Annotated in this window: 23 protein-coding genes and 1 tRNA gene; 13 read left to right on the plus strand and 11 right to left on the minus strand. The window is 68.8% G+C overall.

Annotation, left to right across the window (positions count from 1 at the left end; translation table 11 throughout):
* Positions 1 to 114: 114 nt before the first annotated feature.
* The gene (locus IFT87_RS07705) at positions 115 to 864 is read right to left on the minus strand and encodes a DUF1134 domain-containing protein (RefSeq protein ID WP_056407073.1); all 750 of its coding nucleotides are present in this window, start codon (positions 862 to 864) and stop codon (positions 115 to 117) included.
* A gap of 162 nt (positions 865 to 1,026) precedes the next feature.
* On the opposite strand from IFT87_RS07705, the gene IFT87_RS07710 reads away from it, so the two are divergent.
* Both IFT87_RS07710 and IFT87_RS07715 read left to right on the plus strand, forming a co-directional pair.
* Positions 1,027 to 1,119 (plus strand) — tRNA-Ser (locus tag IFT87_RS07710).
* 205 nt (positions 1,120 to 1,324) lie between these two features.
* Positions 1,325 to 1,594: a hypothetical protein gene (locus tag IFT87_RS07715; RefSeq protein ID WP_031393429.1), complete on the plus strand. Its 270-nt coding sequence runs from the start codon at positions 1,325 to 1,327 to the stop codon at positions 1,592 to 1,594.
* Between the two features lie 147 nt (positions 1,595 to 1,741).
* Here IFT87_RS07715 and IFT87_RS07720 read toward each other — a convergent pair whose 3' ends face one another.
* Genes IFT87_RS07720 through IFT87_RS07730 form a run of 3 tightly spaced genes read right to left on the minus strand, consistent with a single transcriptional unit; the run spans position 1,742 to position 3,803 of the window.
* The gene (locus IFT87_RS07720; RefSeq protein ID WP_192008015.1) at positions 1,742 to 2,497 is read right to left on the minus strand and encodes a sterol desaturase family protein; all 756 of its coding nucleotides are present in this window, start codon (positions 2,495 to 2,497) and stop codon (positions 1,742 to 1,744) included.
* Entirely contained in the window at positions 2,494 to 3,279 is a 786-nt protein-coding gene (locus IFT87_RS07725) for a fatty acid desaturase (RefSeq protein WP_306286543.1), read from the minus strand. Before IFT87_RS07725 ends, IFT87_RS07720 begins: the two co-directional genes overlap by 4 nt.
* Positions 3,276 to 3,803: a sterol desaturase family protein gene (locus tag IFT87_RS07730; RefSeq protein ID WP_037532513.1), complete on the minus strand. Its 528-nt coding sequence runs from the start codon at positions 3,801 to 3,803 to the stop codon at positions 3,276 to 3,278. The genes IFT87_RS07725 and IFT87_RS07730 overlap by 4 nt, the downstream gene beginning before the upstream one ends.
* Positions 3,804 to 3,969: 166 nt before the next feature.
* Here IFT87_RS07730 and IFT87_RS07735 point away from each other — a divergent pair, with 166 nt between their 5' ends.
* Positions 3,970 to 4,944, plus strand: coding sequence for a phosphatase PAP2 family protein (locus IFT87_RS07735; RefSeq protein WP_037532516.1), 975 nt, complete (start codon positions 3,970 to 3,972; stop codon positions 4,942 to 4,944).
* On the opposite strand, the gene IFT87_RS07740 is transcribed toward IFT87_RS07735, so the two are convergent.
* Positions 4,892 to 6,199: a glycosyltransferase gene (locus tag IFT87_RS07740; protein WP_249403237.1), complete on the minus strand. Its 1,308-nt coding sequence runs from the start codon at positions 6,197 to 6,199 to the stop codon at positions 4,892 to 4,894. The two genes, IFT87_RS07735 and IFT87_RS07740, sit on opposite strands and share 53 nt — an antisense overlap.
* A 269-nt stretch (positions 6,200 to 6,468) precedes the next feature.
* Between IFT87_RS07740 and IFT87_RS07745 the strand changes: the two genes are divergently transcribed.
* From IFT87_RS07745 to IFT87_RS07765, 5 genes are all read left to right on the plus strand, one after another.
* Positions 6,469 to 6,984, plus strand: a complete 516-nt coding sequence (locus IFT87_RS07745) for an RNA polymerase sigma factor (protein ID WP_107930566.1) — start codon at positions 6,469 to 6,471, stop codon at positions 6,982 to 6,984.
* Positions 6,985 to 7,040: 56 nt separating this feature from the next.
* Positions 7,041 to 7,880 (plus strand): FecR domain-containing protein, encoded by an 840-nt coding sequence (locus IFT87_RS07750; RefSeq protein WP_192008017.1) that lies wholly within the window; start codon positions 7,041 to 7,043, stop codon positions 7,878 to 7,880.
* A gap of 80 nt (positions 7,881 to 7,960) precedes the next feature.
* Positions 7,961 to 10,984, plus strand: coding sequence for a TonB-dependent receptor (locus IFT87_RS07755; RefSeq protein ID WP_192008018.1), 3,024 nt, complete (start codon positions 7,961 to 7,963; stop codon positions 10,982 to 10,984).
* A 76-nt stretch (positions 10,985 to 11,060) separates the two neighbouring features.
* Entirely contained in the window at positions 11,061 to 11,897 is an 837-nt protein-coding gene (locus tag IFT87_RS07760; RefSeq protein WP_192008019.1) for an NPP1 family protein, read from the plus strand.
* Between the two features lie 53 nt (positions 11,898 to 11,950).
* Positions 11,951 to 12,427, plus strand: a complete 477-nt coding sequence (locus IFT87_RS07765) for a hypothetical protein (protein ID WP_192008020.1) — start codon at positions 11,951 to 11,953, stop codon at positions 12,425 to 12,427.
* A 15-nt stretch (positions 12,428 to 12,442) separates the two neighbouring features.
* On the opposite strand, the gene IFT87_RS07770 is transcribed toward IFT87_RS07765, so the two are convergent.
* The 3 genes from IFT87_RS07770 to IFT87_RS07780 are packed head-to-tail and all read right to left on the minus strand — an operon-like array spanning position 12,443 to position 14,089.
* A complete protein-coding gene (locus IFT87_RS07770; protein ID WP_128082359.1) occupies positions 12,443 to 12,826 on the minus strand; it encodes a barstar family protein in 384 nt (127 codons plus the stop codon).
* A gap of 40 nt (positions 12,827 to 12,866) precedes the next feature.
* On the minus strand, positions 12,867 to 13,007 hold the full coding sequence (locus tag IFT87_RS07775; RefSeq protein ID WP_157840589.1) for a hypothetical protein: 141 nt from the start codon (positions 13,005 to 13,007) through the stop codon (positions 12,867 to 12,869).
* Entirely contained in the window at positions 13,004 to 14,089 is a 1,086-nt protein-coding gene (locus tag IFT87_RS07780; protein ID WP_037532924.1) for a Ca2+-dependent phosphoinositide-specific phospholipase C, read from the minus strand. The genes IFT87_RS07775 and IFT87_RS07780 overlap by 4 nt, the downstream gene beginning before the upstream one ends.
* Before the next feature lie 243 nt (positions 14,090 to 14,332).
* On the opposite strand from IFT87_RS07780, the gene IFT87_RS07785 reads away from it, so the two are divergent.
* Genes IFT87_RS07785 through IFT87_RS07795 form a run of 3 tightly spaced genes read left to right on the plus strand, consistent with a single transcriptional unit; the run spans position 14,333 to position 18,673 of the window.
* On the plus strand, positions 14,333 to 14,821 hold the full coding sequence (locus tag IFT87_RS07785) for a YfiR/HmsC family protein (RefSeq protein ID WP_157840588.1): 489 nt from the start codon (positions 14,333 to 14,335) through the stop codon (positions 14,819 to 14,821).
* A 2-nt stretch (positions 14,822 to 14,823) separates the two neighbouring features.
* Positions 14,824 to 16,863, plus strand: a complete 2,040-nt coding sequence (locus tag IFT87_RS07790; protein ID WP_192008022.1) for a TonB-dependent receptor plug domain-containing protein — start codon at positions 14,824 to 14,826, stop codon at positions 16,861 to 16,863.
* Positions 16,853 to 18,673 carry a methyl-accepting chemotaxis protein gene (locus tag IFT87_RS07795; RefSeq protein WP_192008024.1) on the plus strand — a complete coding sequence of 607 codons (1,821 nt, stop codon included), beginning with the start codon at positions 16,853 to 16,855 and terminating at the stop codon, positions 18,671 to 18,673. Before IFT87_RS07790 ends, IFT87_RS07795 begins: the two co-directional genes overlap by 11 nt.
* A gap of 38 nt (positions 18,674 to 18,711) precedes the next feature.
* Here the strand turns inward: IFT87_RS07795 and IFT87_RS07800 are convergent, their stop codons facing one another.
* A complete protein-coding gene (locus IFT87_RS07800) occupies positions 18,712 to 19,395 on the minus strand; it encodes an HPP family protein (RefSeq protein ID WP_037532916.1) in 684 nt (227 codons plus the stop codon).
* A gap of 113 nt (positions 19,396 to 19,508) precedes the next feature.
* Here IFT87_RS07800 and IFT87_RS07805 point away from each other — a divergent pair, with 113 nt between their 5' ends.
* Positions 19,509 to 20,180: a DUF6445 family protein gene (locus IFT87_RS07805; protein WP_037532914.1), complete on the plus strand. Its 672-nt coding sequence runs from the start codon at positions 19,509 to 19,511 to the stop codon at positions 20,178 to 20,180.
* Between the two features lie 2 nt (positions 20,181 to 20,182).
* Here the strand turns inward: IFT87_RS07805 and IFT87_RS07810 are convergent, their stop codons facing one another.
* Positions 20,183 to 20,977 carry a ThuA domain-containing protein gene (locus IFT87_RS07810; RefSeq protein ID WP_037532912.1) on the minus strand — a complete coding sequence of 265 codons (795 nt, stop codon included), beginning with the start codon at positions 20,975 to 20,977 and terminating at the stop codon, positions 20,183 to 20,185.
* Between the two features lie 105 nt (positions 20,978 to 21,082).
* Here IFT87_RS07810 and IFT87_RS07815 point away from each other — a divergent pair, with 105 nt between their 5' ends.
* Positions 21,083 to 22,027, plus strand: coding sequence for a 3-keto-disaccharide hydrolase (locus IFT87_RS07815; RefSeq protein WP_192008026.1), 945 nt, complete (start codon positions 21,083 to 21,085; stop codon positions 22,025 to 22,027).
* Here IFT87_RS07815 and IFT87_RS07820 read toward each other — a convergent pair.
* Positions 21,990 to 23,039: an alpha/beta hydrolase gene (locus IFT87_RS07820; protein WP_249403238.1), complete on the minus strand. Its 1,050-nt coding sequence runs from the start codon at positions 23,037 to 23,039 to the stop codon at positions 21,990 to 21,992. The two genes, IFT87_RS07815 and IFT87_RS07820, sit on opposite strands and share 38 nt — an antisense overlap.
* Positions 23,040 to 23,225 lie beyond the last annotated feature (186 nt).

The following is a 23,225-nucleotide window of genomic DNA, read 5'->3' on the forward strand; positions in this document are numbered from 1 at the left end:
GTGGGCGGGGGTGGCGCCTCGCCGCGGGCAAAGCCCGCGGCGTCGGACGGCGCTACGCGCCGCCGGCCGGGCTTGCGCGAGTCGAGCGGGCGTTGCCGCTCGCCGCGCTGCGCCTTAAAACGGCAACCAGCGGCTCTTGTGGGTGATGTTCATGTACCCGACGTTCACGCCCGCGCGCCAGCCGACGCCGAGCCGGATCGGGATCAGCACGACGTTGCCGCGCCGCAGATAGGTCGCGGCGAATCCGCCGACGAGGTAGAGCCGGCCCTCGACCGCGGGGAAGCGCTTGTAGAGCTCCTCGGTGTCGTAGAGGTTGTAGACCAGCACGAAGACCTTGTTCGCGTCGCCGCCGACGTCGAAGCCGACCGACGGCCCGGTCCAGTAGACCGGCTTCTCGCCCTCGACCTTGTGGTTCATCAGCCCCGAGCCGTAGCGCACGCCGAGGATGAACGCGCCCGACGCCTCGCGGCCGGCGATATAGGCGTTGGGCTGGCCCTGGTCCTTCAGGATGTTCTCGAGGATGCCGCCGAGCCCGGCCGCGCCCTTTCCGAACACGCCTTCGCCCGCGGCGAGCAGATCGTCGCGCTCATAGGTGTCGGCGGCGCTCATCGTCGCCTCCGCGCGTGTCGTCGCACCGGGGCCAGGCGCGGGCGGGGGCGGCGCGGCGGGCTGGACCGGCTCGACCGGCGCGGGCTCCGGATAGCGCTGGTCGGGGACCTGCTGCCCCCGCGATGGGGTGGTGCTGGTCTGGGGCGCGAGATCCCCGTCGATCGCCTGGTTGGGATCGATCGTGCGGACCTGTGCGGGCGCGCTGCTCGCGATCGACGCTGCGAAGGCGCCGAGGCCAAGCCAGAAACTGCGCATGATGCTATCTTCCCCAATGCCGAGTGCGCGTGAGTTAACAAACCCCCGCCTGACCCCGCAATGAATGAAACGGCGGGAAGAGTCGAATTCGCGTCCGGTACCCGCGTAACGACGGTTGCCCCCGCCGCAGACCCTCGCTATAGCCCCGCATCTGCTGCAGCCGGAGACGTGGGTGAGTGGCTGAAACCAGCGGTTTGCTAAACCGCCGTACCGGGTTTACTGGTACCGAGGGTTCGAATCCCTCCGTCTCCGCCATTTTCGTCACCACAGCGTATCGGTGATGTGCCCCCCATTGTAGCGTGCCGACGCTGGGTAACGGGCCGCTTGCGCGCTAGGCCAGGCGCGACTTTCACGTCGGGCGTCTTCGATCACCGCGGCGCTTCGATATCCCACCTAACGGATCGGCGTTGAATATCGGCTGTTGTCGTGTATGCGTGTGGCACCACTAAGAGGGTTGATCATGAAGAAGATTTTCGCTGTCGCCGTCGCTGCCGGCCTGTTCTCGCTCGCAGCTTGCAACACCAGCCCGCGCGAGCAGGCAGCCGACAACATCGAGTCGAACACCGAGGCGGTCGCTGACAACCTCGAGGACGCTGCCGACCTCACGGGCAACGAAGCAGCAGAAGAAAGCCTCGAGAACAAGGCTGACGCGGTGCGTGCGACCGGCCAGAACCAGGCTGAAGACATGCGCACCAACGACGCGGATACTAATCTGTCGAACGGTATCTGAGCCACAGCGCTCAGGGGCGCGGGCCAAGCTGCCTGCGACCCCGAGCGACGTGCAGAAAAGGGCATCCGGGGCGACCCGGATGCCCTTTTTGCGTTCGGGGACTGTGAGCCGAGCGCCGCTGGCGACGCCTATCGCGCAGCCGGCCGGTCAGGCCGCATCGGCCCGCCGGGCGGCGCGGGCGTGTTCGCGGGTGAAATCGCCGACGCCGCGATCGGTGTGGCACAGCCGGTCCCAGTGGCGGAAATACAGGCCGTAATTGCAGCCATAGAGTTCGTGATGGCGCTGATGATGGCTGGCGGTGATCAGCCATCCGCCCAAGGGGCCGCTCCACATGAAGCGCGGGAAGATCTCCCACCCCATGTGGTTGGTCACGCCCATCACCGTCATGATCGTCAGCACGACCCCCAGCCCGTAGATGTGGATCGGCACGAAAAAGACGAGCAGCGGAATGACGATGGCGCCGCTCAGCGCCTCGATCGGGTGAAACGCCATGGCGGCCCATGCCGTCGGCGGACGGCTGGCATGATGGAGCGCGTGCGCGAGCTTGAACGGGGCGGGGCGATGCATCCAGCGATGCGTCCAGTAGAACCAGGCATCGTGGAGGAGCAGATAGGCGAACACCGAGACCGGAAGATACCAGAGCGGATAGGCGTGGACATCGGCATAGACCTGGGTCCAGCCGCGATGCTGCCAGCCCCAGGCGACGACGCCGGCGGGAATGCCGTAGAGCGCGGCGGAGGCGAGGCTCCAGACGATCTCGCGCCGGACCTGCGGATCGAGCCCGAGATACAGCCCCGGATGCTTGCGCGTCGTGATCCAGGCGAACGCGCCCGACACGAGCAGATAGCGGACCCCGACGATGACGGTCATCGCAATGGCGGAGAAGATGATGGCAAGCGTCATGCGGGGTCCTCTACACCGCGGCGGTCGGCGGCGCGAACCGCAAGCGCACGCCGCCGCGCGGGCAGCCCCCACCACGGCGTGCCCGGCGAGAGATGATGTTCGTGATGATAGCCGCCGAAGTGGAAGCAGGTCATCAGCGACAGCGCGGGTCCGATGTCGAGGCTGTGCGCGCGGTGGGTATCCGCGAAGGGCAGGTCGCGCTCGCGGTGCGGCAGCCAGGTGCCGAAGACGAACAGCTGTGCGACGGCACCGAGCGCGGGCAGCGCCCAGAAGATCACGATGTTGCCGAGCGGCGCGCCGAGCAGCAACGTATAGACCAGCGCCACCAATGTGATGCGGATGATCTGGCCGTGCGAATAATAGGTCTTGAAGAACTGCAGGAACCAGCGGGTCAGCCGCGGGTCGCCGCCATGGAAATCGGGATCCCCGGCGCGTCCGGTCTGTTTGTGGTGGAGATGATGCTGCGGGAGCAGGGACGCATAGGACAGGCAGGCATAAAGCGAGAGACAGGTCGCGCCGATCGCCCGGTTCAGCCTTGGATGCTCGGGCGCGAGGGCCCCATGCATCGAATCATGCGCGACGATGAACAGCCCGGTGGAGAGCCAGGTCTGCACGAGGACCATCAGGACCGCGACCGGCAGCGTCGCGAGGCTCCACTGCCAGAAGAAGATGCCGGTGATGTGGATAGCGAGCCACGCGACCATGATCGCGGCGGACAGCGACACGCCGATCCGCATCTGGCGCTTCATCGCGTCCGACGGGTGGGCGGCGGTGATGCTCACCCGCGCTGGTCTGCCGGACTGGTGTTCGGGGTCCGCGCGGGACGGGCGGCGCGACGCTGCGCATCGGCATTGGCACGCAGCTGCGCCTTCAGCACCGCGGGCTTGCGCGCGAACAGGAAGCCGTGACTGACGGTGCCGTCCTTGCCCTCGACCGCGTGATGCAGGCGATGCGCCTGGAGCAGCCGCTTGAAATAGCCCTGTTTGGGGACCCAGCGAAAGCCGCCGCGCTGATGCACGAGCATGTCATGGACGAAGGCGTAGATGCCGCCATAGACGGTGATGCCGAGTGCCGCCCACCACAGCGCCGGGTACCAGAGCCCGACCACGAACAGCACGATCGGGACGATCGCGAAGACGATCGCATAGAGGTCGTTCTTCTCGAACCAGCCCTCATGCTCCTCGTGATGCGACTTGTGCCAGCCCCAGCCCCAGCCGTGCATCACATAGCGGTGCGTCGCCCAGGCGAAGCACTCCATGAACAGGACCATGCCGACGACGATCGCCAGTTTCTCGACCCAGGTCACGACGCGCGATCGGGCAAATCGGCGCTGACCAGAAGCAGTGCATTCAACATGGCGTATATATAACCGTTCGGGGCGGACGATGCGAGGGCGCGCCGCCATAAAAGCACGCGCGGCACCGCGTCGGCGGCCGCGGGCCGGCGGTGGCATACACAGGTAAATCATACGGATGCGATCGATCGCGGCACCGCAGGGCGGGACGCTGCGTTCGACCCCGATGCCCGCTTCGAACTTCCGTGCCGACCACCGCGACACCCCGTCCTGGTTGCTGGTCGCAGCCATGATCCTCAGTTTCCTCGTCGCGCAGCAGGATGACCGCTTCACGGTCGATCCGCTGCGGGCGCTGCCAGCGATCCTGTCGCTGCTCGCGCTGGGCGGCGCGCTGGCGATCGGCCGGTATAGCGCGCGACCGCGTCTTGCCGCGGGGGCGAGGGCGTTTCTGCAGATGACGCTGTTCACGCTGTTCGGCGTGGTCCTCGCCTATGCGCTGGCTGCGAAGTCCGGCACCTTGTGGGATGCCCGGCTGGCGGCGGCGGATCGTGCGGTCGGCTTCGACTGGCCGGTCGTGCTCGCACTGCTCGACCAGTGTCCGCCGCTGATCTGGCTGCTGGGCCTCGCCTATCACAGCCTGACGGTGCAGATGATCGTCGTCATCGTCGCGCTGAGCGGGATGGAGAAATTCGACACGCTGCGGACGATGGTGTGCGCCGCGATCCTGTCGGGGTTCGTCACGATCCTCATTTCGGGTCTGACGCCCGCGATGGGAAATCTGTTCGACCCGGCGCGCTACGTGCATCTCTGGCCGTCGATCGCGTGGCTCGAACAGGGGCTGATCTCCGGGCTGCGAGACGGATCGCTGCGCGTGCTCGATCTCACCATGCTGATGGGGATCGTCAGCTTTCCCAGCTTCCATGCAACGCTCGCCGCGATCTTCATCTGGGCCTTCGGTGCGATGCCGCGCCTTGCCGGACCGGGCCGCGCTTGGGCGATCCTGACGATCGTCGCGACGCCGGTGTTCGGCGGTCACTATGGGGTCGACGTGCTCATGGGGCTGTTGCTCGCGCCGCCCGCGATCGTCGCGGCACAGCGCCTCACGCAGCGCAGGCAGCCCTGTCCTCAGCCAGGTCCAGGCCTGCCGGCATAAGGATCGCGTCGTCGCGCAGCGCCGCCTCGACGCGCGCGGCCGCGTCGGCAGCGCCCCCCGCCATCGCCATCTCCGCCGCGAGCAGGCCGGCCGCGCGGCGATAGCCCGGATCGGTCAGGACATGGCGCAGCGCGGGTTCGAGCCCGCCTCTGGCGGCGTCGGCGGCGGATACGATGCGCGCCGCGCCGATCCGCTTCAGCCGCGCCGCGGTCGCCGGTTGTTCGAACGCCAAGGGGACGGTGACGATCGGCACGCCCGCCGCGAGCGCGTCGAGCACGGTGTTGAAGCCGCCGTGGAGGATGGCTGCCGAACAGTGCGGCAGGATGCGCGTCTGCGACCAGAAGGCGCGGACCAGCGGGTCGCCGGGCAGCGAGGCCGCGTCGCCGTCGCTCAGGCCGCCGCCATGCGCGACCACCGCGCGCGCACCGACCGCGGCACAGGCGGCGGTCATCGCCGCGAACAGCGACCGGCGCGCGCCCTGCAGCGACCCGAGCGAGCAATATATCAGCGGTCGGCCGTCGCTTTCGGGGATGTCGTCCACGGGTTCGTCGAGGCGCCACGGCGCGCCGTACCGGAAGCTCGGTGGCAGGGCGGTGCGCGGAAAGTCGAGTCCTGCCGGGCATTGCGCGATCTGCAGGCGGTCGGACCATTGCTGCTGCGGGTCGGGATCGAGCCCCCAAAGCTGTGCATAGGTCGTCACGATGCGGGTCACCGGGCGCATCAGCAGGTCGCTGACCGCATAGCCGCCATTGTTGCGATTCCGCCCGAGCGCGTCGGCCCGGTATGCCCAGCCGAGAAAGGGCGGGGGGATCATCGGTTCGCGGAGCAGCGGCAGTCCGGTGATCGCGGTCACGAACGGCAGGCCGAGATGGCGTGCCACCAGCGCCCCCGCCGGCTCGACCGAATCCGCCACGACCGCATCGACGCCCAGCCGCGTGAGGGTGGCCGGCAGCGCCGCGAGCAGGAGCTCGGTCATCGCCGCGGTGCTGCGGATCATGCGCGGCAGCCCGACCGGCCCCGATGGCTGGGCGAGCTTGCGATAATGTTCGGCCAGCAAACCTTGGCGATCGGCGGGATGGTCAAGCGGCGCAAACGCGACATCGCCGCGAGGCAGCATCGCCGCGACGTCGGCCATATGCACCAGCGTGACCCGGTGTCCCGCGGCGACGAGCGATGTGCCCAGCGCGACCAGAGGATTGAGGTGCCCGGCGGTCGGCGGCGCGATGATGGCGATATGCCGCCCTGCAACAGTCAATTCAGGAGCTTTCCGACGCCGTCTGGTAGGGCCGCCACTATCAGCATGGATGCGACGCGCGATAGTCGCAATACGGTGATCGAGTATAACTTGGTAACGATCTACCCCTGCGATCGATCTCGCCGCATGGTCGCGCCTGCCAAGACCCGCGCGGCTGCGCGGTGTCATCCCGGCTTCACGATGGACGAATAAGACGCCCCGAATCGCAAGCGGGGGGCGTGGTGAACAGGGACGCGGGGGTTTTCAGGGGCGTCGGGGAGCACCGGCCGGTGACGCCGGCGCTGGCGATGCAATGCCCGGACGCGGCGCTGTCACGCGCGCTGCGTGCGTTCGTGCACGGGCGGCTGGGGCATCACGCCGACGGCGACGACGTCGTGCAGGAAACCTATCTGCGGCTGTTCACCTATCAGGCAAGCGCGCGGGTCGAGGATGTGAAGGCGCTCTGCTTCGCGATCGCGCGCAATCTGCTGCGCGATCATCACCGCGTCGCCCGGCGCGGCGCGCATGTCGAACTGGACGAGGCGATGGTCTGTCCGCTGCCGGCGGCGGATCGGGTGGTGGCGTTCCGCCGCGCGGTCGCGCTGATGGCGGGCGCGCTCGAACGCATGCCGCCGCTGCGCCGCGAGATATTCCTGCGCCGACGGCTGGACGGCCTCACCACCGCGGCGATCGCCGATCGGCTCGACATGAGCACCGCCGCGGTCGAGAAACACGTCGTCCGGGCCTTTGCCGACCTTCGCACCGCGCTGGCGCGGCGGGGGTTCACGATGGAGGCGGGGGCGTGACCGCCGGCAGCAGCAGCAGGGGTGGGGGCAGCAGGGGCGGGGGCGGGGGCGCGGCCGTGACCGATGCCGCGCTGACCGATGCGCTGCGGACCGCCGCTTTGCACTGCGGCCGGCTGTCGGACGAGCAGGTCCGCGCGCTCAGGCGGCGGCGGCGGTCCGTCGTCGTCGCGGCCACGACCGCGCCGCTCGTCGCCGTATTGCTCGCCCTCGGCCTCCGCATGGCCCCGCCGCCCGCCGCGGTGGCACCGTCGCCGCAGCTGTTCGCGACGCGGGCCGGCGAGCGCGCGACCGCGACGCTGGCGGACGGTAGCACCGTCCGGCTGAACGGCGCGACGCGACTGCAGGTCGTCTACACGACCGCCGGGCGCAGTGCCCGGCTGCTGGCGGGCCAGGCGTTCTTCGACGTGCGCCACGATGCCGCGCGCCCCTTCGTCGTGCGTGCGGGGGCCAGCCGGACGCGCGTGCTCGGCACCGCGTTCGACCTGGATCTGACGCGGCGGCAGGTCGCGCTGGCGGTCTATCGCGGCGCGGTCGGGTTCGACCCGCTTAACCCGGCGTCAGCAGGCGCGGGGCGCGGCGTCGTGGTCCGCGCGGGCTATCGCAGCAGCATCCGCGGCGGCGTGACCGCGGTACCCGAGCGCTTCGATCCGGGGCTGCCCGACTGGCGTCAGGGCTGGATCGACACCGCGGGCATGCGGCTCGACGATCTGGTCGAGATCCTCGACCGGCAGGGCGGCGTCCGGATCGCGCGCCCTGCCGAGCCGCTCGCCTCGACGACGGTGTTCGGCCGTTTCCGGACCGATCATCCGCGCCAGCTCCTGGCGGCGATCGGCGGCGGGTTCGGGTTCGCGGTGGTCGAGCGGGATGGGGGTCTCGCGCTCGAAACCGCACGCTGAAAAAAACACTGTCCGGATCCGTCGGGCTGCGCCGTCTTCCTCCCGAATGGCGCGTGGGGGCGCCATGACGGGGGATTATCATGACGCGGTTTTACGGAACGTCGGCACTCGCTCTGGCGGTGTGTGCGCTCACAATGCCAGCGGCGGCACACGCCCGGCCGGCGGGCACGCAGTCGGCGGGGGCACGCGCGTTCGCCATTCCCGCAGGCGACCTCGCCGCGGCGCTGTCGGCCTATTCGAGCGCGACGGGGATGCAGGTGATCGCGGCGCCCGCGCTGATCCAGGGACAGCGGACCGGGGGGGTGAGCGGGCGGCTGACCGCGCCGGCGGCCCTCGCCGTGCTGCTGCGCGGCACGGGCCTGCATCCGGTCGAGAGCAACGGCGTGCTGGTCCTGCGGCGCGCGCCGCCGCGCCCAGGCCTGCGCACCGTCAGCGCACCCGCGCCCGTAGCCACGCCGGCGGTCGCGGGGGGCGTCGCGGGGGGCGTGTCGACGCTGGCGGCTGAGCCGGTCGCGGTCGCCGACGACATCGTCGTCAACGGCTATCGCCGCAGCCTGCTCGCCGCGCAGGAGCTCAAGCGCCGCGCGGTCGGGACCGAGGACAATATCGTCGCGTCGGACATCGCCGCCTTTCCCGACCTCAATCTCGCCGAAGCGCTGCAACGCGTCCCCGGCGTCGCGATCACCCGCGACACCGGCGAAGGCCGCCAGATCGCGCTGCGCGGGCTCGGCCCCGATTTCACGCGCACCCAGCTGAACGGCATGGAAGTGCTCGGCAACACCGCGTCGGGGATGGACAATCGCGGCAACGTCAGCCGCAGCCGCGGCTTCGACTTCAGCCTGTTCGCGTCCGAGCTGTTCAACCGCGTCAGCGTGCAGAAGAGCTATGCCGCCAATCAGGACGAGGGCGGCATCGCCGGGACGGTCCAGCTCTTCACGGCCAAGCCGTTCGACTATGACGGGCAGAAGATCGTGCTGTCGGCCAAGGGCCAGACCAACGACCAGACCAGCGGCATCACCCCGCGGCTCGTCGGGCTGTTCTCGCAGCGCCAGGGCGATTTCGGTGCGCTCGTCTCGGTCGCCTATTCGAAGATCCGCAACAACGAATATGGCTATCGCAACTGGAACTGGGGCAAGGTCACCTACGGCGCGAACAATATCGGGCCCGAGATCGATGCGGCGACACGCGCGCTGCTGCGCGGCGGCACGATCTTCGCACCGCAGGCGCAATCGCCCTCGACCTGGTACACCGACCGCGAGCGGATCGGCGTCACCAGCGCGCTGCAATATCATCCGGGCGATCGGTTCAAGCTCGATGTCGACCTGCTCTACGGACACCTCGCCGACAAGCGTGACGACTGGGCGATCGCGGCGGGCGGCTATAACGCGCTGACCGGCAATGTCAGCGGGACGCAGGTCATCCGCTCCGCGACGATCCAAGGCAATTCGCTCGTCGCCGCCAGCTATACCGGGATCGACCAGCGGACCGAACATCACCGGGTCGAGAACCAGACCGACTTCTATCAGGCGGTGGCCAATGCCGAATGGAAGGTCGGCGATCGCCTGACGCTGACCGCGCTCGCCGGCTATCAGAAGTCGGCGTTCGCGCAGCCGACGTTCGACAAGATCTTCCTGCAGGCGCGCAACACCGCGTTCAGTTTCGACATGCAGCCGACGATCCCGGTCAACACCTATGGCTTCGACCTGACCAAGCCGGCGAACTGGAACGTCCAGCGGCTGGTGACGCAGGAAAACACGATCGACAACGCCTATCGCAACGGCCAGCTCCAGGCGGTCTATACGGTGTCGCCGATCCTGAAGCTCGAGCTCGGCGGCGAGTATAAGCGCTTCACCAACAGCGGGTACCAGTATCTCACCAACATCTTCTACGGGACGCAGGCGACCAGCGACCGCGCGGTGCCCGACGCGCTGAAATACGTGATCAACCGCGACAGCCTGATTCCCTATATCGGCGGCGACGTCGCGGGCATCTACGCGCTGCTCGGCAACAACCGGAACCTGACCGCGGCGAACCTGACCGCGGGCAGCGACTTCCGTATCCGCGAGACGAGCTGGGCGGGCTTCACGCAGCTCGATCTCGATACCGAACTCGGTTCGATGCGGCTGCGCGGCAATGCGGGCGTGCGCTATTACCATACCGCGCTCGTCTCGAGCGGGTCGCTCGCGACCGCGACCAACGGCGTCACGGTGCTCCAGCCCGTGACGGTCAAGACCAGCAACGACGACTGGCTGCCCGCGCTCAACATCGCGCTCGACCTCACGCCCAAGCTGATCGCGCGCGCGTCGGCGAGCCGCAACGTCAACCGTCCCGGCCTGCCGCAGCTTGCCGCCGCGGGCACGCTGACGGTCGCGCCGTTCGGCGGCACGGTGTCGGTCGGCAACCCCAACCTCCAGCCGTTCCGCTCGACCTCGGTGGAAGGCGGGCTGGAATATTATATGGATCGCAACGGCTTCGCGTCGGTCGGCGTGTTCTGGAAGGATCTGGCGAGCTTCATCACCTCGGAGACGTCGCAGGTGCCCTACAGCGCCACCGGCTTCCCGGTCTCGCTGCTGCTGCCGGGGCAGGACGGCACCACGCCGTACAACTATACGCGGCCCGTCAATGGCGACGGCGCCAGCATCCGCGGGGTCGAGGCCGCGGTCCAGCACGACTTCACCTTCCTGCCCGCGCCGTTCGACCATTTCGGCGTGGTCGCCAACGGCACCTGGATCGATGGCGACCAGAAGGCGATCTACAACGGCGTCGCCCAGACCATCCCGCTGTTCAACCTGTCGAAATGGGCCGCCAACGCGACGCTGTATTTCGAGACCGAGCGGTTCGGCGCGCGCGTCTCGACCGCCTATCGCAGCCGCTACATCACCGGCGCGGGCAGCAACGCCAATGTCGGCGACGGCATCCGGCCGACCAACAACGTCGATTTCCAGATCCGCTACAGCCCGGTCGAGAATCTGCGTTTCGTGATCGAGGGCATCAACGTCACCAACCGGCCGATCGAGCAGTTCGCCGATCTCAGCGCCGACCGGACGCTCGTCTACACGCGCAGCGGCCGCATCTTCACCTTCGGCGTGACCACCAGCTTCTGACCTTCGCGTCCGCGGCGCTCCCCGCCGCGGACGCGGGCGTACGGCGTATCTCCACACAGCTGCCACGGGAGTTTGCATGAAAAGCCAAGCTACATTGTTGTCCGCCGTCGGCCTGGCCGCGGCGCTGCTGGCATCGCCCGCGTTCGGACAGGGCTGGCCGTCGCCGGTTGCGCCGCTGCCCGAACGCGCCACCGCGCTCGACAAGCGCTTCCAGCCCGCGGTCGACTTCGACACCGACGTCTGTTTCAACGTCCCCGCGGTCGACGCGTCGGGCGCGATCAGCCCGGCCGCCTCGACCTATGCGACGCGCCCGCCGGCATCGTGCCGCGCCGCGAACTACCGCACGCAGAGCAACGTCTATGCGCGCAGCCGCTGCAACAACGGCTATTGCGGGCGGGTCTACAGCTATTTCTGGCAGTCGGACTTCTCGCATGCGTTCGACTGGGAATCGATCATCGTCTGGACCACCGACCAGGGCACGAGCAGCCGGGTCGTCGGTGTCACCCGCGGCGATCACGGCGATTGGGATACGCGTCCGACCAGCGGCGGCCAGCTCCGCTTCGTCAGCGATGCGAGTGGCGAACACGTCAAGCTCGTCTTCCATTACGAGACCTGGGGCTTTTCGCACCTGTGGCGCTTTTCCAAGACCGACGGCGGCGACGAGCCGGCCGAGAACGGTACCGGCCAGTGGCTCATCCAGCCGCTGGTGAGCTGGAACGGCTATCCGTCGGTCGCGGTCCGCAACGCGGTGTCGAACTACGACTTCAAGGGCGCGAACTTCGACAACAAGGAAGCGCGCTTCGCCAGCATGCTGGCCGCCGCCAATGCCGGCGGCATCGCGCCGGGGTTCAATGCGAATGTCGATGCCGGCAGCAATTCGCCGGGCTGCCCGTCGGGCTCGACGCTCTGTTGATCCAGCCCCGCCCCGCGCCGCCAATGGCGATGCGGGGCGGCACTGGAGGCCGCATGCCACTGCGCCCCGTCCGTCCTTCACCGTTGTTCGGCTGGATCGCGGCGGCGATCATGGTCGCGCTGTTCGGTGCGATCGTCGTCGGCTGGCGCCAGCGGGAGCGCGACGTCGCAGCGACCGCGATCGCCGTCGTGCGGGCCCCGACCATCCCCGTCGCCAGGATCCCGCCATTACCAGAGGCGAGGCCGACCACGGTCGCACCGGTCGCCGCGAACGTCGCGGCCGCGCATCTTCGCACCGTCTACCCGCTGCTGTCCGACGTCACGATCACCTGCCGCGACGATCGCTGCACGCTGAGCGCGACGATCCGCCCGGTGACCGGGCAGGCCGATCTCGACCGGCGGCAGGAGATGCTGCTGGGGGGCCTCGCCGCGGCGCTCGCTGCCGACGGATACCGGTTGGCGGTGCCGTTCCAGATGGACGAGGTCGCCGACAACCTGTTCCGCATCCGCGCATCGGTGACGCCGCGATAACCCGATTGCGCCGGGTCAGGCGCGGACGAGGTGGATGTTGGGGTGGTCGGCGATGATGGTCAGGATGGTGTCGAAATAGGTCTCGCCGCGGCCCTGTTCGAGCGCGTCGAGCTGGGTGGTGATGCGGGCGGCGTCGAAGGCTGTGTTCTGGAGCTTGGCGCGGAGATGGGCTCTGGTGGCGTCGATGCCGAGCGCGGCGCGGCTCGTCTCGATATCCTGCCAGACGAGGATGACCGGCGCCTTGCCCGCAAGCGCTCCGTAGCTGCCGTAGAACAGGTCATCGAGCGCATCGAGGCTGGGGCCGAGCGACCAGTCCTCGTCCGCCATGAAGACGCGGTTGATCTCGTCGTAGAAGCTCGCAATGTCGCGGATCGCGCGGCCGGCAATGGTGAGGGTCATGGCCTTGGGGTCGTCGATCATCCGCGTGCTGGTCCGTCTGCTAGCTGGCGCCGGCCTCGACCCGGCACTGCGACATATCGGGGACAGCCCCCGCGGCGTGCGAGAGTTCCGTGCGTGCGGCGTCGATGTCGCGGCGGAAGTCGGGGGCGGTGTGCACCGTGGCGACGAGGACCGGCTTCACCTGGCGGATCCTTCGAGGTCACCGCATTGCTTGGCGCGACGCACGGGGTTGCAGCGCGCGACATGGCCCTCGGGGAGCGCGACGCGGTAGACGCCGGCGAAGCGCGGATCGGGCCAGAGATAGTCGGTCGAGACATAGTGCGCGCCGCCCGCCAGCGCGGTGTCGCGGGGCACGCCGTCATTGGCGCGCGCCTCACGCGTGTTGGCGTCGGCGCGGGTGCGGACGAGGAAGCCCGCGCGCACGTCGCGGCGGATGCGTTCGGCGTCGCGGACCGGGTCGTTGAGCGTCAGATAGGCGGCGGCGGGCGACGCCTCGTCGGTGTTGATGAAGAACACGCGGCCTTCGAGCGAGCGCCGCGCGCCGCGATAGACCGCGACCTTGGCGGGGGGCTCGTCGAGCGCGAACAGGAATTTGCCGCGCGACGCCTCGAGCAGCGGCCAGTTGTCGGCGAGGACGGCGTCACGCAGCGTCGGATAGCGGCCCTGCACGTCGTCGGGCACGATCAGCCTGGCCGGCGCGAGCACCGAGCGGATCTCCGCATCGAGCGCGTCATAGGCGGCCGCGTCGAACGGCAGCGCGTCGATGCCGCCGCGCGCGGCGTTCTGCTCGTCCTTGGCGTTGAACATCAGCAGGATCGGGACGTGGCGCGGATGGCGGGCCGACCAGTCGCGGACGATTGTCAGGCATTCGGTGAGCAGGACGCAGCTCGACGCGTTGTCGATGCCGGGGATGTGCAGCACCTTGAAGCCCGGCCGCTGCAGCTTCGGGTCCGACGAGCCGCGCGCATAATGCCCGCCCTGCGGATCATAGTTCACGTCGATCTCGAGCTGGCGCGCGCCCGCGTCGAGCTGGTCGACGAGGCTGCGATGCGCATAGTCGAGCGCGTCGGCCATCGCCGGATCGGCGGCGCGCACCTTCGCCATCGTCGCGGCGGGCATCGGCTGCTTGTAGCTGTTGTGCGTGCCGATGACGGCGATGTCGTTGATCCGTAGCGGTGCGGCATCCTTCGCGGTCGCGGGGCCGGCGAGCATGGCGAGGGGGAGAACCGCCGCGGTCGCCCGCAGCGTCGTCGAGATACGCATGATTGTCCTGCCCTGTTGGTGCCCGGCCGGCGTCGTCCGCGGGCTATGGCCGCGCCAGATGACGCGCCGAGGACCGTTCTGTTACGCGACCGTCTTAATTGGGTGCACGACGGCTTGCGGGATAGGGCCGCAGATTGTGTATCGCGGTCTCTAAGCCATTAACTAATTGGACAATATCGGGTGATACTCGCTGTCCCCTCAGTGGGGGACAGCGTGTTTAGACCTTGGATATGGATGTGCGGCGTGGCCGCGCTGGGCAGCGCGACGCCGTTGTCCGCGGAACTGAACGTGCCGATCGCGGCGCGGGTCGTGTCGTTCCTTCAGCCCGGTCCGGCGGGGACGGTCGCCGCGGCGATCGTGTTCGAGCCGGGCAATGCGGCATCGGAGGCCGAGGCGGCGGCGATCGAGCGGGCGATCGGATCGGGGCTGGCCGCCGGACGCAGTGCGATCCGCGCGCGCCGCGTGCCGGTCGGCGCGATCGGGTCGCTGGCCGGATTCCGCCTCGCCTTCATCACGACGGGGTTGCGCCCAGAGCATGCCGGCATCGCCGCCGCAGCCGCCAGATCGTCCGTCCTGACGATCTCGTCGGATCCCGCCTGCGTGCAGACCGCGCGGTGCGTGGTCGGCATCACCTCGGGTCCCAAGACCCAGATCACCGTCAGTCGCGCCGCGGCGCGGGCTGCCAATATCAGATTCGGGTCGGCATTCCTGATGCTGATCAAGGAAATTTAACGATGACCGTTTCGACTTTCGCCACCGGATTGCGCGCCATGCTGACGGCCGGTGCAGTGCTGTGCCCGGCCGTCGCAGGGGCGCAGGCCGTCGATTACCAGGCGTTGCAGGAGACGATCGGCGAGCCGGTGACGACCAGCGTCACGGGCAAGCCACAGCGCGCGTCCGAACTGCCCGCGTCGGCGATCATCATCACGCGCGAGGATATCGCCCGGTCGCCCGCCCGCGACGTGCCCGGGCTGCTGAAGACGCATGCCGGCATCGACGTGAACAGCTGGACCGCGGGGCAGAGCGACGTGTCGGTGCGCGGCGGCGTGCAGACCTATAATGCGCGGCTGCTCGTGCTGGTCGACGGACGCCAGGTCTATCTCGATCATTATGGCATGACCGACTGGAATCTCCTGGGCGTCCAGCTTGAGGAGATCCAGCAGATCGAGCTGGTGCGCGGGCCGGCAAACGCGCTGTTCGGGTTCAACGCCGCCAGCGGTGTCGTCAACATCATCACCCGGCGCGTCGGCCAGACGCCGACCGTCACCGCGACCGCCGAGCTCGGCAATCACGACATCAGCCGGCTTGCCGGGTCGGTGACGCTGCCCGTCACCCCGGCGATCGGGATCCGGCTGGCCGGGGTCCGCGCGCGCGAGGACGAGCGTCGCATCCCGACGTCGCTGCTGCGCCCGGCGATGGTCAGCGACGTCGCGAGCGACCAGGTGTCGGGCGACATCACCGGTTCGTTCGACGGACTGGAGACGGTGCTGGGCGGCGGCCATTCGACCAATCGGCAGGCCGAGTATCTGCCGAGCCAGCTGCTGTCGAACCAGCGCTATCGCAGCGACAACGTCCATGCCTCGGCCACGCGCGACACGGGCTGGGGCGGCGTGACGCTGGGCGGCTATGTCAACTGGCTCGATGTGCAATATGGCGTCGGCGCGACGGCGGATGCGACCGAGCCGCTCGGGTTCAAGAACCGGATCATCGTCACCCAGGCGTCGACGCTGGTCCGGCTGGGCAAGAGCGATACGCTGCGGCTCGGCGGCGAATATCGCAACAACCGGCTGCGCTCGGCCTATCAGTTCGCCGAGCGGATTTCCTATGACGTCGGATCGGCCAATGCGATGCTCGACCTGCATCCGGACGAGGCGATTTCGATCACCGCGGCGGCGCGGATCGACCGGCTCTGGCTGCACCAGGCGGGCGCGATCGCGCAGCCGAGCTATGACGTGGCGAGCGACTTCGATTGGGCCTTCACGCGGTTCAGCTTCAACGTCGCGCTGCTCGTCCAGACCGATGCGCGCGGCCAGCTGCGGATCAATGGCGGTCGCGGCTACCAGCTGCCGTCGCTGGTGAATTACGGGATCCGCCTGCCGATCATCACCCCGGCGCCGGTGCCGATCTTCGTGGCAGGGTCGCCGCGGATCGATCCGGTCGGCGTGTGGAGCGGCGAGGTCGGCTATGCGCGGACGATCGGCGGGACGCAGATCGAGGCGAACGCGTTCGTGACGAAGACGGACAATGCGATCGCGTCGCCGGGCGACGGCCTGCAGACCGAGCTGTTCCTGACCCCGCTGCCCTCGCTCGTCGCGCGGTTCACGGCGATCGGCGACTATACCACCTATGGCACCGAGGTGTCGGCGTCGGGCGCGGTCGGTGCGCTCACATGGCGCGCCAATTATACCTGGACGCACACCGACGAGCAGCTGGCGTCGCTGACGCTGCCGATCCCCTATGCGCTGTCGCCCAAGTCGACGACGCCGGTCCACAAGGCCAATTTGGCGCTCGGCTATGACATCGGGCGACTGTCGCTGTCGGGGGTCGCGCGCTACACCTCGTCGACGCGGCAATTCGCCTTCTCGTCGACGCCGCAGCTGCTGCTCTACCGGGTCGACGACGCGGTGGCGCTCGATGCACGGGCGGGGCTGCGGCTGACCTCCGCGCTCGAAGTCTATGTCGCGGGCGAAAATCTGGCGCTGGCCGACGGCGCCGCGGTATCGCCGATCCCGGCGGATCGTCGCGTGCGTGCAGGGGTGCGACTTGCGCTTTAACGCGTTCTTCCGGCTGTCGGACCGGCTCGACCGCAGGCTGGCGCTCGCCGACCGGCCGATCGCGGTCAAGGTCGCGGCGACGCCGGTCATCATGCTGGTGCTGTTCGTGGTGATGGCGCTGGCCAGCACCGCGGCGCTGCTGATCACCGGGCGCAGCGTCGACGACATCGTCAATCGCGACATGCGCGATATCAAGCAGCTCAACGCGATTACGCAGCGGTTCGATATCGCCAACGCGAACGTCTATCACCTGCTGGTCACGAAGGCGGCGACGCCGACGATCGCGGTCGACGGGCAGGTGGCGGCGATCCACCGCGATCTGGCCCGGGTCCGTACGGCGCTGGTCGGCTACCGGCGCAGCCACGCCGGGCAGCGCGCACAGCTGGGCCCGGTGCTCGCCGATCTGGACCGATATACCGCGACCGTCGACGTGCTGACGTCGATGCTCGAGGTCGACTTTGCCAGCACCGCGGCGATGGTCGACCCGTTTCGCGCCAATGCGCAGCAGATCGATGCGCGGATCCGGCGCGTGACCGCCGCGGGGATAGGCCGCGCCGGGCAGGCGGCATCGGGGGCGCTGCTGGTCACGCATGTCACGATCGCGATCCTGCTGCTCGTCCTGCTCGTCGGCACGGGCGGCAGCCTGGTGATGGCCTATGTGATCGGGCGATCGATCATCGGCTCGATCACCGATATTGCGGCGGCGACGGACGCGGTGATGCATGAGGCCGCGATCGATCTGTCGACGCTCAAGCGGCATGACGAGCTGGGGCTGGTCGTCACCGCGCTGACGACGTTCCAGACGCAGCGCGAGGATGCGAAACGCCTCGCGGATCAGGCCGAGCTGCTGCGCCTCCATGCCGAGGAGGAAAAGGCGCGCCAGGCCAGCGCGATCGCCGAGGTCGAGGCGCAGGCGCGGCGCGAGCGCGAGGCCACGCTGGCCGCGCTGGCCGAGGCGTTCGAACGCCAGGTCGGCGGCATCATCCGCGAGGCGCAGGAGGCGATGGCGCTGCTCGAGGCGAATGCGATCAGCCTGCACGATACGATCGAGGGCAATCGCCGGCTTGCACAGGAGCTCGACGCGATCGCGCAGCTGTTCGCGACCGAGATGCTCGAGGCGGGCAAGGAGACGCATCTGCTGGCGCACACCTTCGAGGAGATCGACCGGGAGGTGGCGGGGACCAGCCTCGCCGCAAGGTCGATCAGCGACCATGCGCGCAGTGCGAACGACACCGTCGCGCTGTCGCAGGAACAGGCCAGCAGCATCGAGCAGATCGTCGACGTGATCAGCGCGATCACCAAGCAGACCAACCTGCTCGCGCTCAACGCGACGATCGAGGCTGCGCGTGCTGGCCCTGCGGGCGCGGGCTTTTCGGTGGTGGCGGCCGAGATCAAGTCGCTGGCGACGCGGACGGGCGCGAGCGCGGGCGATGTGCGCTCGAAGATCGAGGCGGTCCAGGATCAGATCCGGTCGGTCGTGGCGAGCACGGGCAGTCTGGGCGCGCTGATCAACGGCATGGACGACGGTGCGGGCCGGGTGGCGGCGATGTCGCGTGCGCAGGCGCAGGCGATCGAACAGCTCAACGGACGGATCGAGGCGGTCGAGGACCGCAGCCAGATGCTCACCGAGGCGAGCCAGCAGATCGCATCGTCGGTCGATCGCAATCTCGCTTCGGTCGACGAGGTGCAGCGGACCGGCGCGATGCTCAAGCGGACGTTGCAGTCACTGGCCGACGACGCGCATGCCTTTACCAGCCATTTCCTCGACGATGACGCAGGCCCTGATCGGAAGCAACGGCAGGTCGCGTGATCTTGCCGGACTGACGCGCCGCGAGACCCGGTCCGCGCTCAGCCGTGCTGGCGGCGTTGCGCGTGAAGTTCGGCCCTGGCGAGCAGCGCGTGGAGATCGTCGCGGGCGATGTCGAAGCTTTCGTGCATGTCCTCGAGCGCGGCGTCGATGTCGTCGGGGTGAAATCCAGCCGCGCGCCGTTCAGCCGCGATCGCCGCGGGGGGCAGCGCACTGTGATGCGGATAGGGGTGCCGCGTCACGCGGTAGAAGAGGCCGGCGACCAGCACGAGCACGACCGAATTGAGCGCGACGGGGACGAGCGCGAAGGCATAGCCCGCCGCATGGATGCCGGGCCCGCCGATCACTGCGGTCAGCGCCGCCGCGCCGCCGGGCGGGTGCAGGCAGCGAAGCAGCGACATCGCCAGGATCGCAGCCCCGACCGCCACACCCGCGGCCAGCCTGGCGTCGGGGATGAGCTGAAACGCGGCGACGCCGATCGCGGCCGACAGCGTGTTGCCGCCGATCACCGGCCAGGGCTGTGCCAGCGGGCTCGACCGGACCGCAAAGACGAGCACCGCCGACGCCCCCAGCGGCGCGACGATCTGGGGAACGTCGCTGGCGGGGAGCAGCGCGACGCAGACGAGCATCGTCAGCGCGATGCCGATACAGGCGCCGACGCCCCCGAGCAGACGGTCAGCAGGAAAGGCCTTCGCCCAGAAGGCTTTGGCGCGGGGCAGGGGCATGAGCGATCGTCCGTGTGGCTGAGCGTGCCGCCCCTACGCTGCGCCCGTGCATTTCGCTATGTCGCGCGTAACCGGGATCGCTAGAGGACGGTGACGATGGATGATGGCGAGGCATGATGCTGGGGGATGTGACCAGGCGGCGTATCGGCCGGGAGGCGGAGCCGCTGGTGATCATCGACGGCTTTGCCGAGGATCCGGACGGATTGCGCAAGGCGGCGGCGGACGCGGCGTTCGGATCCGCGGGCGAGCATTATCCCGGTCTGCGCGCGGCGCTGCCCGAGCGCTATCTGACCGACCAGCTTCCGCGGATCGCCCGCGCGCTGGGCCGCGATTTCGGGTCGTGCCGCCGCATCCATGTCGTCGATGCGCAATTCTCGATCGTCACGGTGACGCCCGACGCGCTCGAGATCCGGCAACGGCTGCCGCACGTCGATGCCTATGCGCGCGACCGGATCGCGCTGATCCATTATCTGTCGCCGACGAACCGCGACGGGACCGCCTTCTTCCGTCATCGCGCCACCGGGTTCGAGACGGTCGACGAGACGCGCGCGCCCGGCTTTTTCGAACGGCTCGGCCGTGAGGTCGCGGCCATGCCGCCGCACGGCTATATCGCCGACGATACCGCATTGTTCGAGCGGACCGCGCTGGTCGATGCCGCCTATAACCGGGCGCTGCTGTACCGCAGCTATGTGCTGCACAGCGGCGCGATCGCGCGCGACGCGGTGTTGTCGACGGATCCGGCGGCGGGGCGGCTGACGATCACCGCGTTCCTCGCGATCGAATGACGCTATGGCCGGCCCGCCCAGCGGATCGCGTTGACGAGCACGCGCCGATAGGTCGGGTCGTCATAGGCCTCTGGTGAATGGCCGAGCGCCGAATAGACCACGCGGCCTTTGGTGCGCGGGTTGGTCCAGATGACGGGGTGCGTCCCCATCGCGAGCTTGGCGCCCGGACGGTAGCTCGCCTCGTCGAGCGTCGCGAGCACGGTCATGCCGCGGGCGGCCGGATTGGCGTTGAACGAATACCATTCGTCGACCGCGGTCCAGGGCAGGCGCACCCCCGCCATGACCGGATGGTCGGGGCGATCGACGACGAGCCGCGCGCGCTGGAACTGATCCTCGCCGCCCGGATGGCCGATGAACTTCGTGCCGATCACCGTGTCGCTGTACCAGGCGTCGGTATGGCTGTCGTCGCCCGCGGCATGCAGCGCGACGACACCGCCGCCGCGTGCGACGAAGCGGGCGAAGGCCGCGCGCTGGTCTGGCGTCAGGAATCCACCGCTGGCGCTGTTGAGCACGACGACGGAAAAGTGGCGCAACTGTTCGTCGTTGAAGACCGCCGCATTCTCGGTCGCGTAGCTCGTCCGACCCAGGCCCTGCACGATGTAGGCGAGCACGCGGTTCGAATGCGGGATATGTTCGATATGCCGCCAGCCATTGGTCTTCGACACGATCAGCACCGCGTCATGCAAGTCCTTGGGCAGCACGGGGGCGACGGAGTCGGTCGTGGCCCTCGGCAAATGCGGATCGGGCGCGGCCTGCGCCGTGGTGAGCAGGGCGGCCAGCGCCAACATCTTGAGCATCGTGCAATCTCCCACCCGGTCCTAGCGCGCGGGACCATCGGAGTTCAACTGGTAGCGATAACGCGCTATGCTAAGCCATAAATATGATGGGGGAGTTGAGAGCGAATGTCTGGAAGATCCAAGCGCGCGCTGGTCGCGCTGATGCTGGTGTCCGCGCCTGCGACCGCGCAGACGTCACAGGACCGGGCGCGGGCGATTGCGGGCGAGCCCGCCGCGGGGCCGCAGCGGCTCAGGCTGACCGACATCCCCGTGGCGACGGGCAAGCCGACCGCGCTGTTCGATGGGCGCAGTCTCACGGGCTGGACCGCCTGGCTCGGCTATCCCGACCCGTCGATCACCTATCAGGCAAAGCCGGGCACGCCGCCGATCGGCACGAGCCGGGACACCAAGGGCGACTTCGCGGTGCGTAGCGTCGACGGGGCGCCGGCGATCTGGGTGAAGGGCGAGACCTGGGGCAGCCTGGTCCACCAGGCCGACCTTCGCGACTATCATCTGCGGCTGCAGTTCAAATGGGGGGCCAAAACCTGGGCGCCGCGGGCGACGCAGCCGCGCAATAATGGCCTGCTCTATCATACGCATGGCGCGCCGGGCGAGGTGTTCGGCACGTGGCGGCCCTCGGTCGAGTTCGAGATCATGACCGGATCGACCGGGATGATCGTTGCGGTCGGCAGCAAGCTGCGCGGCCGTACCGGGGTGAGGTTCGACCCGTCGCTGGTCGAACCGCATCTTCGCTTCCGTGCCGGGGGGCGCGAGATCGACATCGTCAACGGCACGCCGACCTGGAACGTCGAGGCGGCGACCGATGCCGAGCGGCCGGTCGGCGCGTGGAACACGCTCGACCTCTATGTCGTCGGCGACCGCGCGGTGCATGTCGTCAACGGCGTCCCGGTCGGCGAGGTGCATGATCTGGCGACGATCGGCCCCGATGGCCGGCAGCCGCTGACGCATGGCCGGATCCAGCTGCAGTCCGAAGGCGCCGAGACCTGGTTCCGCGCGATCACGGTCGAGCCGATCACGACCCTGCCGAAGATCGTCGTCGTGGGGCAGTAGGGGGCGGGGCAGTAGCGAGCGGGGCAGTAGGGGGCGGGGCGTCCGCGGCTGCGGGCTGGTCGCGCCAGATCCAGCGGAGCATGTCGGGCAGGATCGCGCCGCCGTCCGCGTCCGAATGGCCACCGCGCGTCCAGGCCGTTCGGACGTCGTAGCGCGGGCCCGGGCGGTGCTCCGCATCGGCCTGCGCATTGGCCCAGGCGAGGCTTTTTGCCATCTGCTGGTTGGCGAGAAACCAGTTGCCATGTTCGTTGTCGAGATCGGCGGCCCCGTCCTGCAGGACGATGCGCAACGGGCGGATCGGGCTCTTGCGGATGAGCCCCGGATAGAGGTCGCCGCCGAGCGTGCGCGGTGCGCCGTCCGGGCCGAGCGTGAGTCCGATCGACGTATAGCTGCCGATGAAGCTGATCACGTTGCCGAACGCTTCCGGATGCCGCCAGGCGACCGTCCAGGAGGCGATCGCGCCGCTCGACGTGCCGCCGATCGCGCGGCGCTTCGGATCGTCGGCGAACCGCCAGCGTGCCGCGACTGCGGGTAAAAGCTCGTTGAGCGTCATCCAGCCATAATCGTCGGACAGCGCGTCATATTCCTCCACCCGGTGATCCGGATTCGCCATGCCGAGCGTGTCGGGATAGTGCGCCGCGCGGTGACCGGGGGTGACGAAGATGCCGAGCGTCGGCGGGATCGCGTGCTGCAGGATCAGCGTGTCGAGGACCGCGGGGACCCTGAGCGAGCCTGCCGGATTCGTCGCGCGCTGCCCGTCCTGGAACAGCAGCAGATTGGGCGGGCGGCGTGGATCATAGCCGGGCGGGACATAGACCCAGTAGCGCCGCACCGTGCCGGGAAAGCGCCGCGACCGGAGCTCGAACGGGCCGGCCAGCGTTCCCCGGAGTGCTGGCGCCGGCGCCGGTGGGGGCGCCGGTGGGGGCGCGGTCTGTGCGGGGGTCTGCGCAGCTGTCGCCGACACGGTCAACGCGGCGCCCAGCATGGCGGCCGCCGTCAGGATCTCGCGCATCTCCGCCCCCCTCATAGTGTCGGGTCAGCCTAGCACAGCGCGGGCGCGGTGCGAATCGATGCGGCGGGGCGGGATTATCTCCCTGTGCGGGGAGATTGTCGGCATCCGGATCGTTCAATCCCTGTCCGATCGGCCCGTGCGTCCGATGTCACACGGGGGAGACGAGACGATGCGTATGACGGCGTT

The organism is Sphingomonas sp. CFBP 8765 (assembly GCF_014841445.1).
GTDB classification, from domain to species: domain Bacteria; phylum Pseudomonadota; class Alphaproteobacteria; order Sphingomonadales; family Sphingomonadaceae; genus Sphingomonas; species Sphingomonas aerolata.

Bases quoted from the DNA above. Each gene is read 5' to 3' on its own strand.
- IFT87_RS07770 (WP_128082359.1), bottom strand. From the start codon at position 12,826: ATGACCCTCACCATTGCCGGCCGCGCGATCCGCGACATTGCGAGCTTC.
- IFT87_RS07765 (WP_192008020.1), top strand. From the start codon at position 11,951: ATGCCACTGCGCCCCGTCCGTCCTTCACCGTTGTTCGGCTGGATCGCG.
- IFT87_RS07780 (WP_037532924.1), bottom strand. From the start codon at position 14,089: ATGCGTATCTCGACGACGCTGCGGGCGACCGCGGCGGTTCTCCCCCTC.
- IFT87_RS07810 (WP_037532912.1), bottom strand. From the start codon at position 20,977: ATGCTCAAGATGTTGGCGCTGGCCGCCCTGCTCACCACGGCGCAGGCC.
- IFT87_RS07800 (WP_037532916.1), bottom strand. From the start codon at position 19,395: ATGCCCCTGCCCCGCGCCAAAGCCTTCTGGGCGAAGGCCTTTCCTGCT.
- IFT87_RS07715 (WP_031393429.1), top strand. From the start codon at position 1,325: ATGAAGAAGATTTTCGCTGTCGCCGTCGCTGCCGGCCTGTTCTCGCTC.
- IFT87_RS07735 (WP_037532516.1), top strand. From the start codon at position 3,970: ATGCGATCGATCGCGGCACCGCAGGGCGGGACGCTGCGTTCGACCCCG.
- IFT87_RS07720 (WP_192008015.1), bottom strand. From the start codon at position 2,497: ATGACGCTTGCCATCATCTTCTCCGCCATTGCGATGACCGTCATCGTC.
- IFT87_RS07805 (WP_037532914.1), top strand. From the start codon at position 19,509: ATGATGCTGGGGGATGTGACCAGGCGGCGTATCGGCCGGGAGGCGGAG.
- IFT87_RS07705 (WP_056407073.1), bottom strand. From the start codon at position 864: ATGCGCAGTTTCTGGCTTGGCCTCGGCGCCTTCGCAGCGTCGATCGCG.
- IFT87_RS07815 (WP_192008026.1), top strand. From the start codon at position 21,083: ATGTCTGGAAGATCCAAGCGCGCGCTGGTCGCGCTGATGCTGGTGTCC.
- IFT87_RS07820 (WP_249403238.1), bottom strand. From the start codon at position 23,039: ATGCGCGAGATCCTGACGGCGGCCGCCATGCTGGGCGCCGCGTTGACC.
- IFT87_RS07790 (WP_192008022.1), top strand. From the start codon at position 14,824: ATGACCGTTTCGACTTTCGCCACCGGATTGCGCGCCATGCTGACGGCC.
- IFT87_RS07755 (WP_192008018.1), top strand. From the start codon at position 7,961: ATGACGCGGTTTTACGGAACGTCGGCACTCGCTCTGGCGGTGTGTGCG.
- IFT87_RS07760 (WP_192008019.1), top strand. From the start codon at position 11,061: ATGAAAAGCCAAGCTACATTGTTGTCCGCCGTCGGCCTGGCCGCGGCG.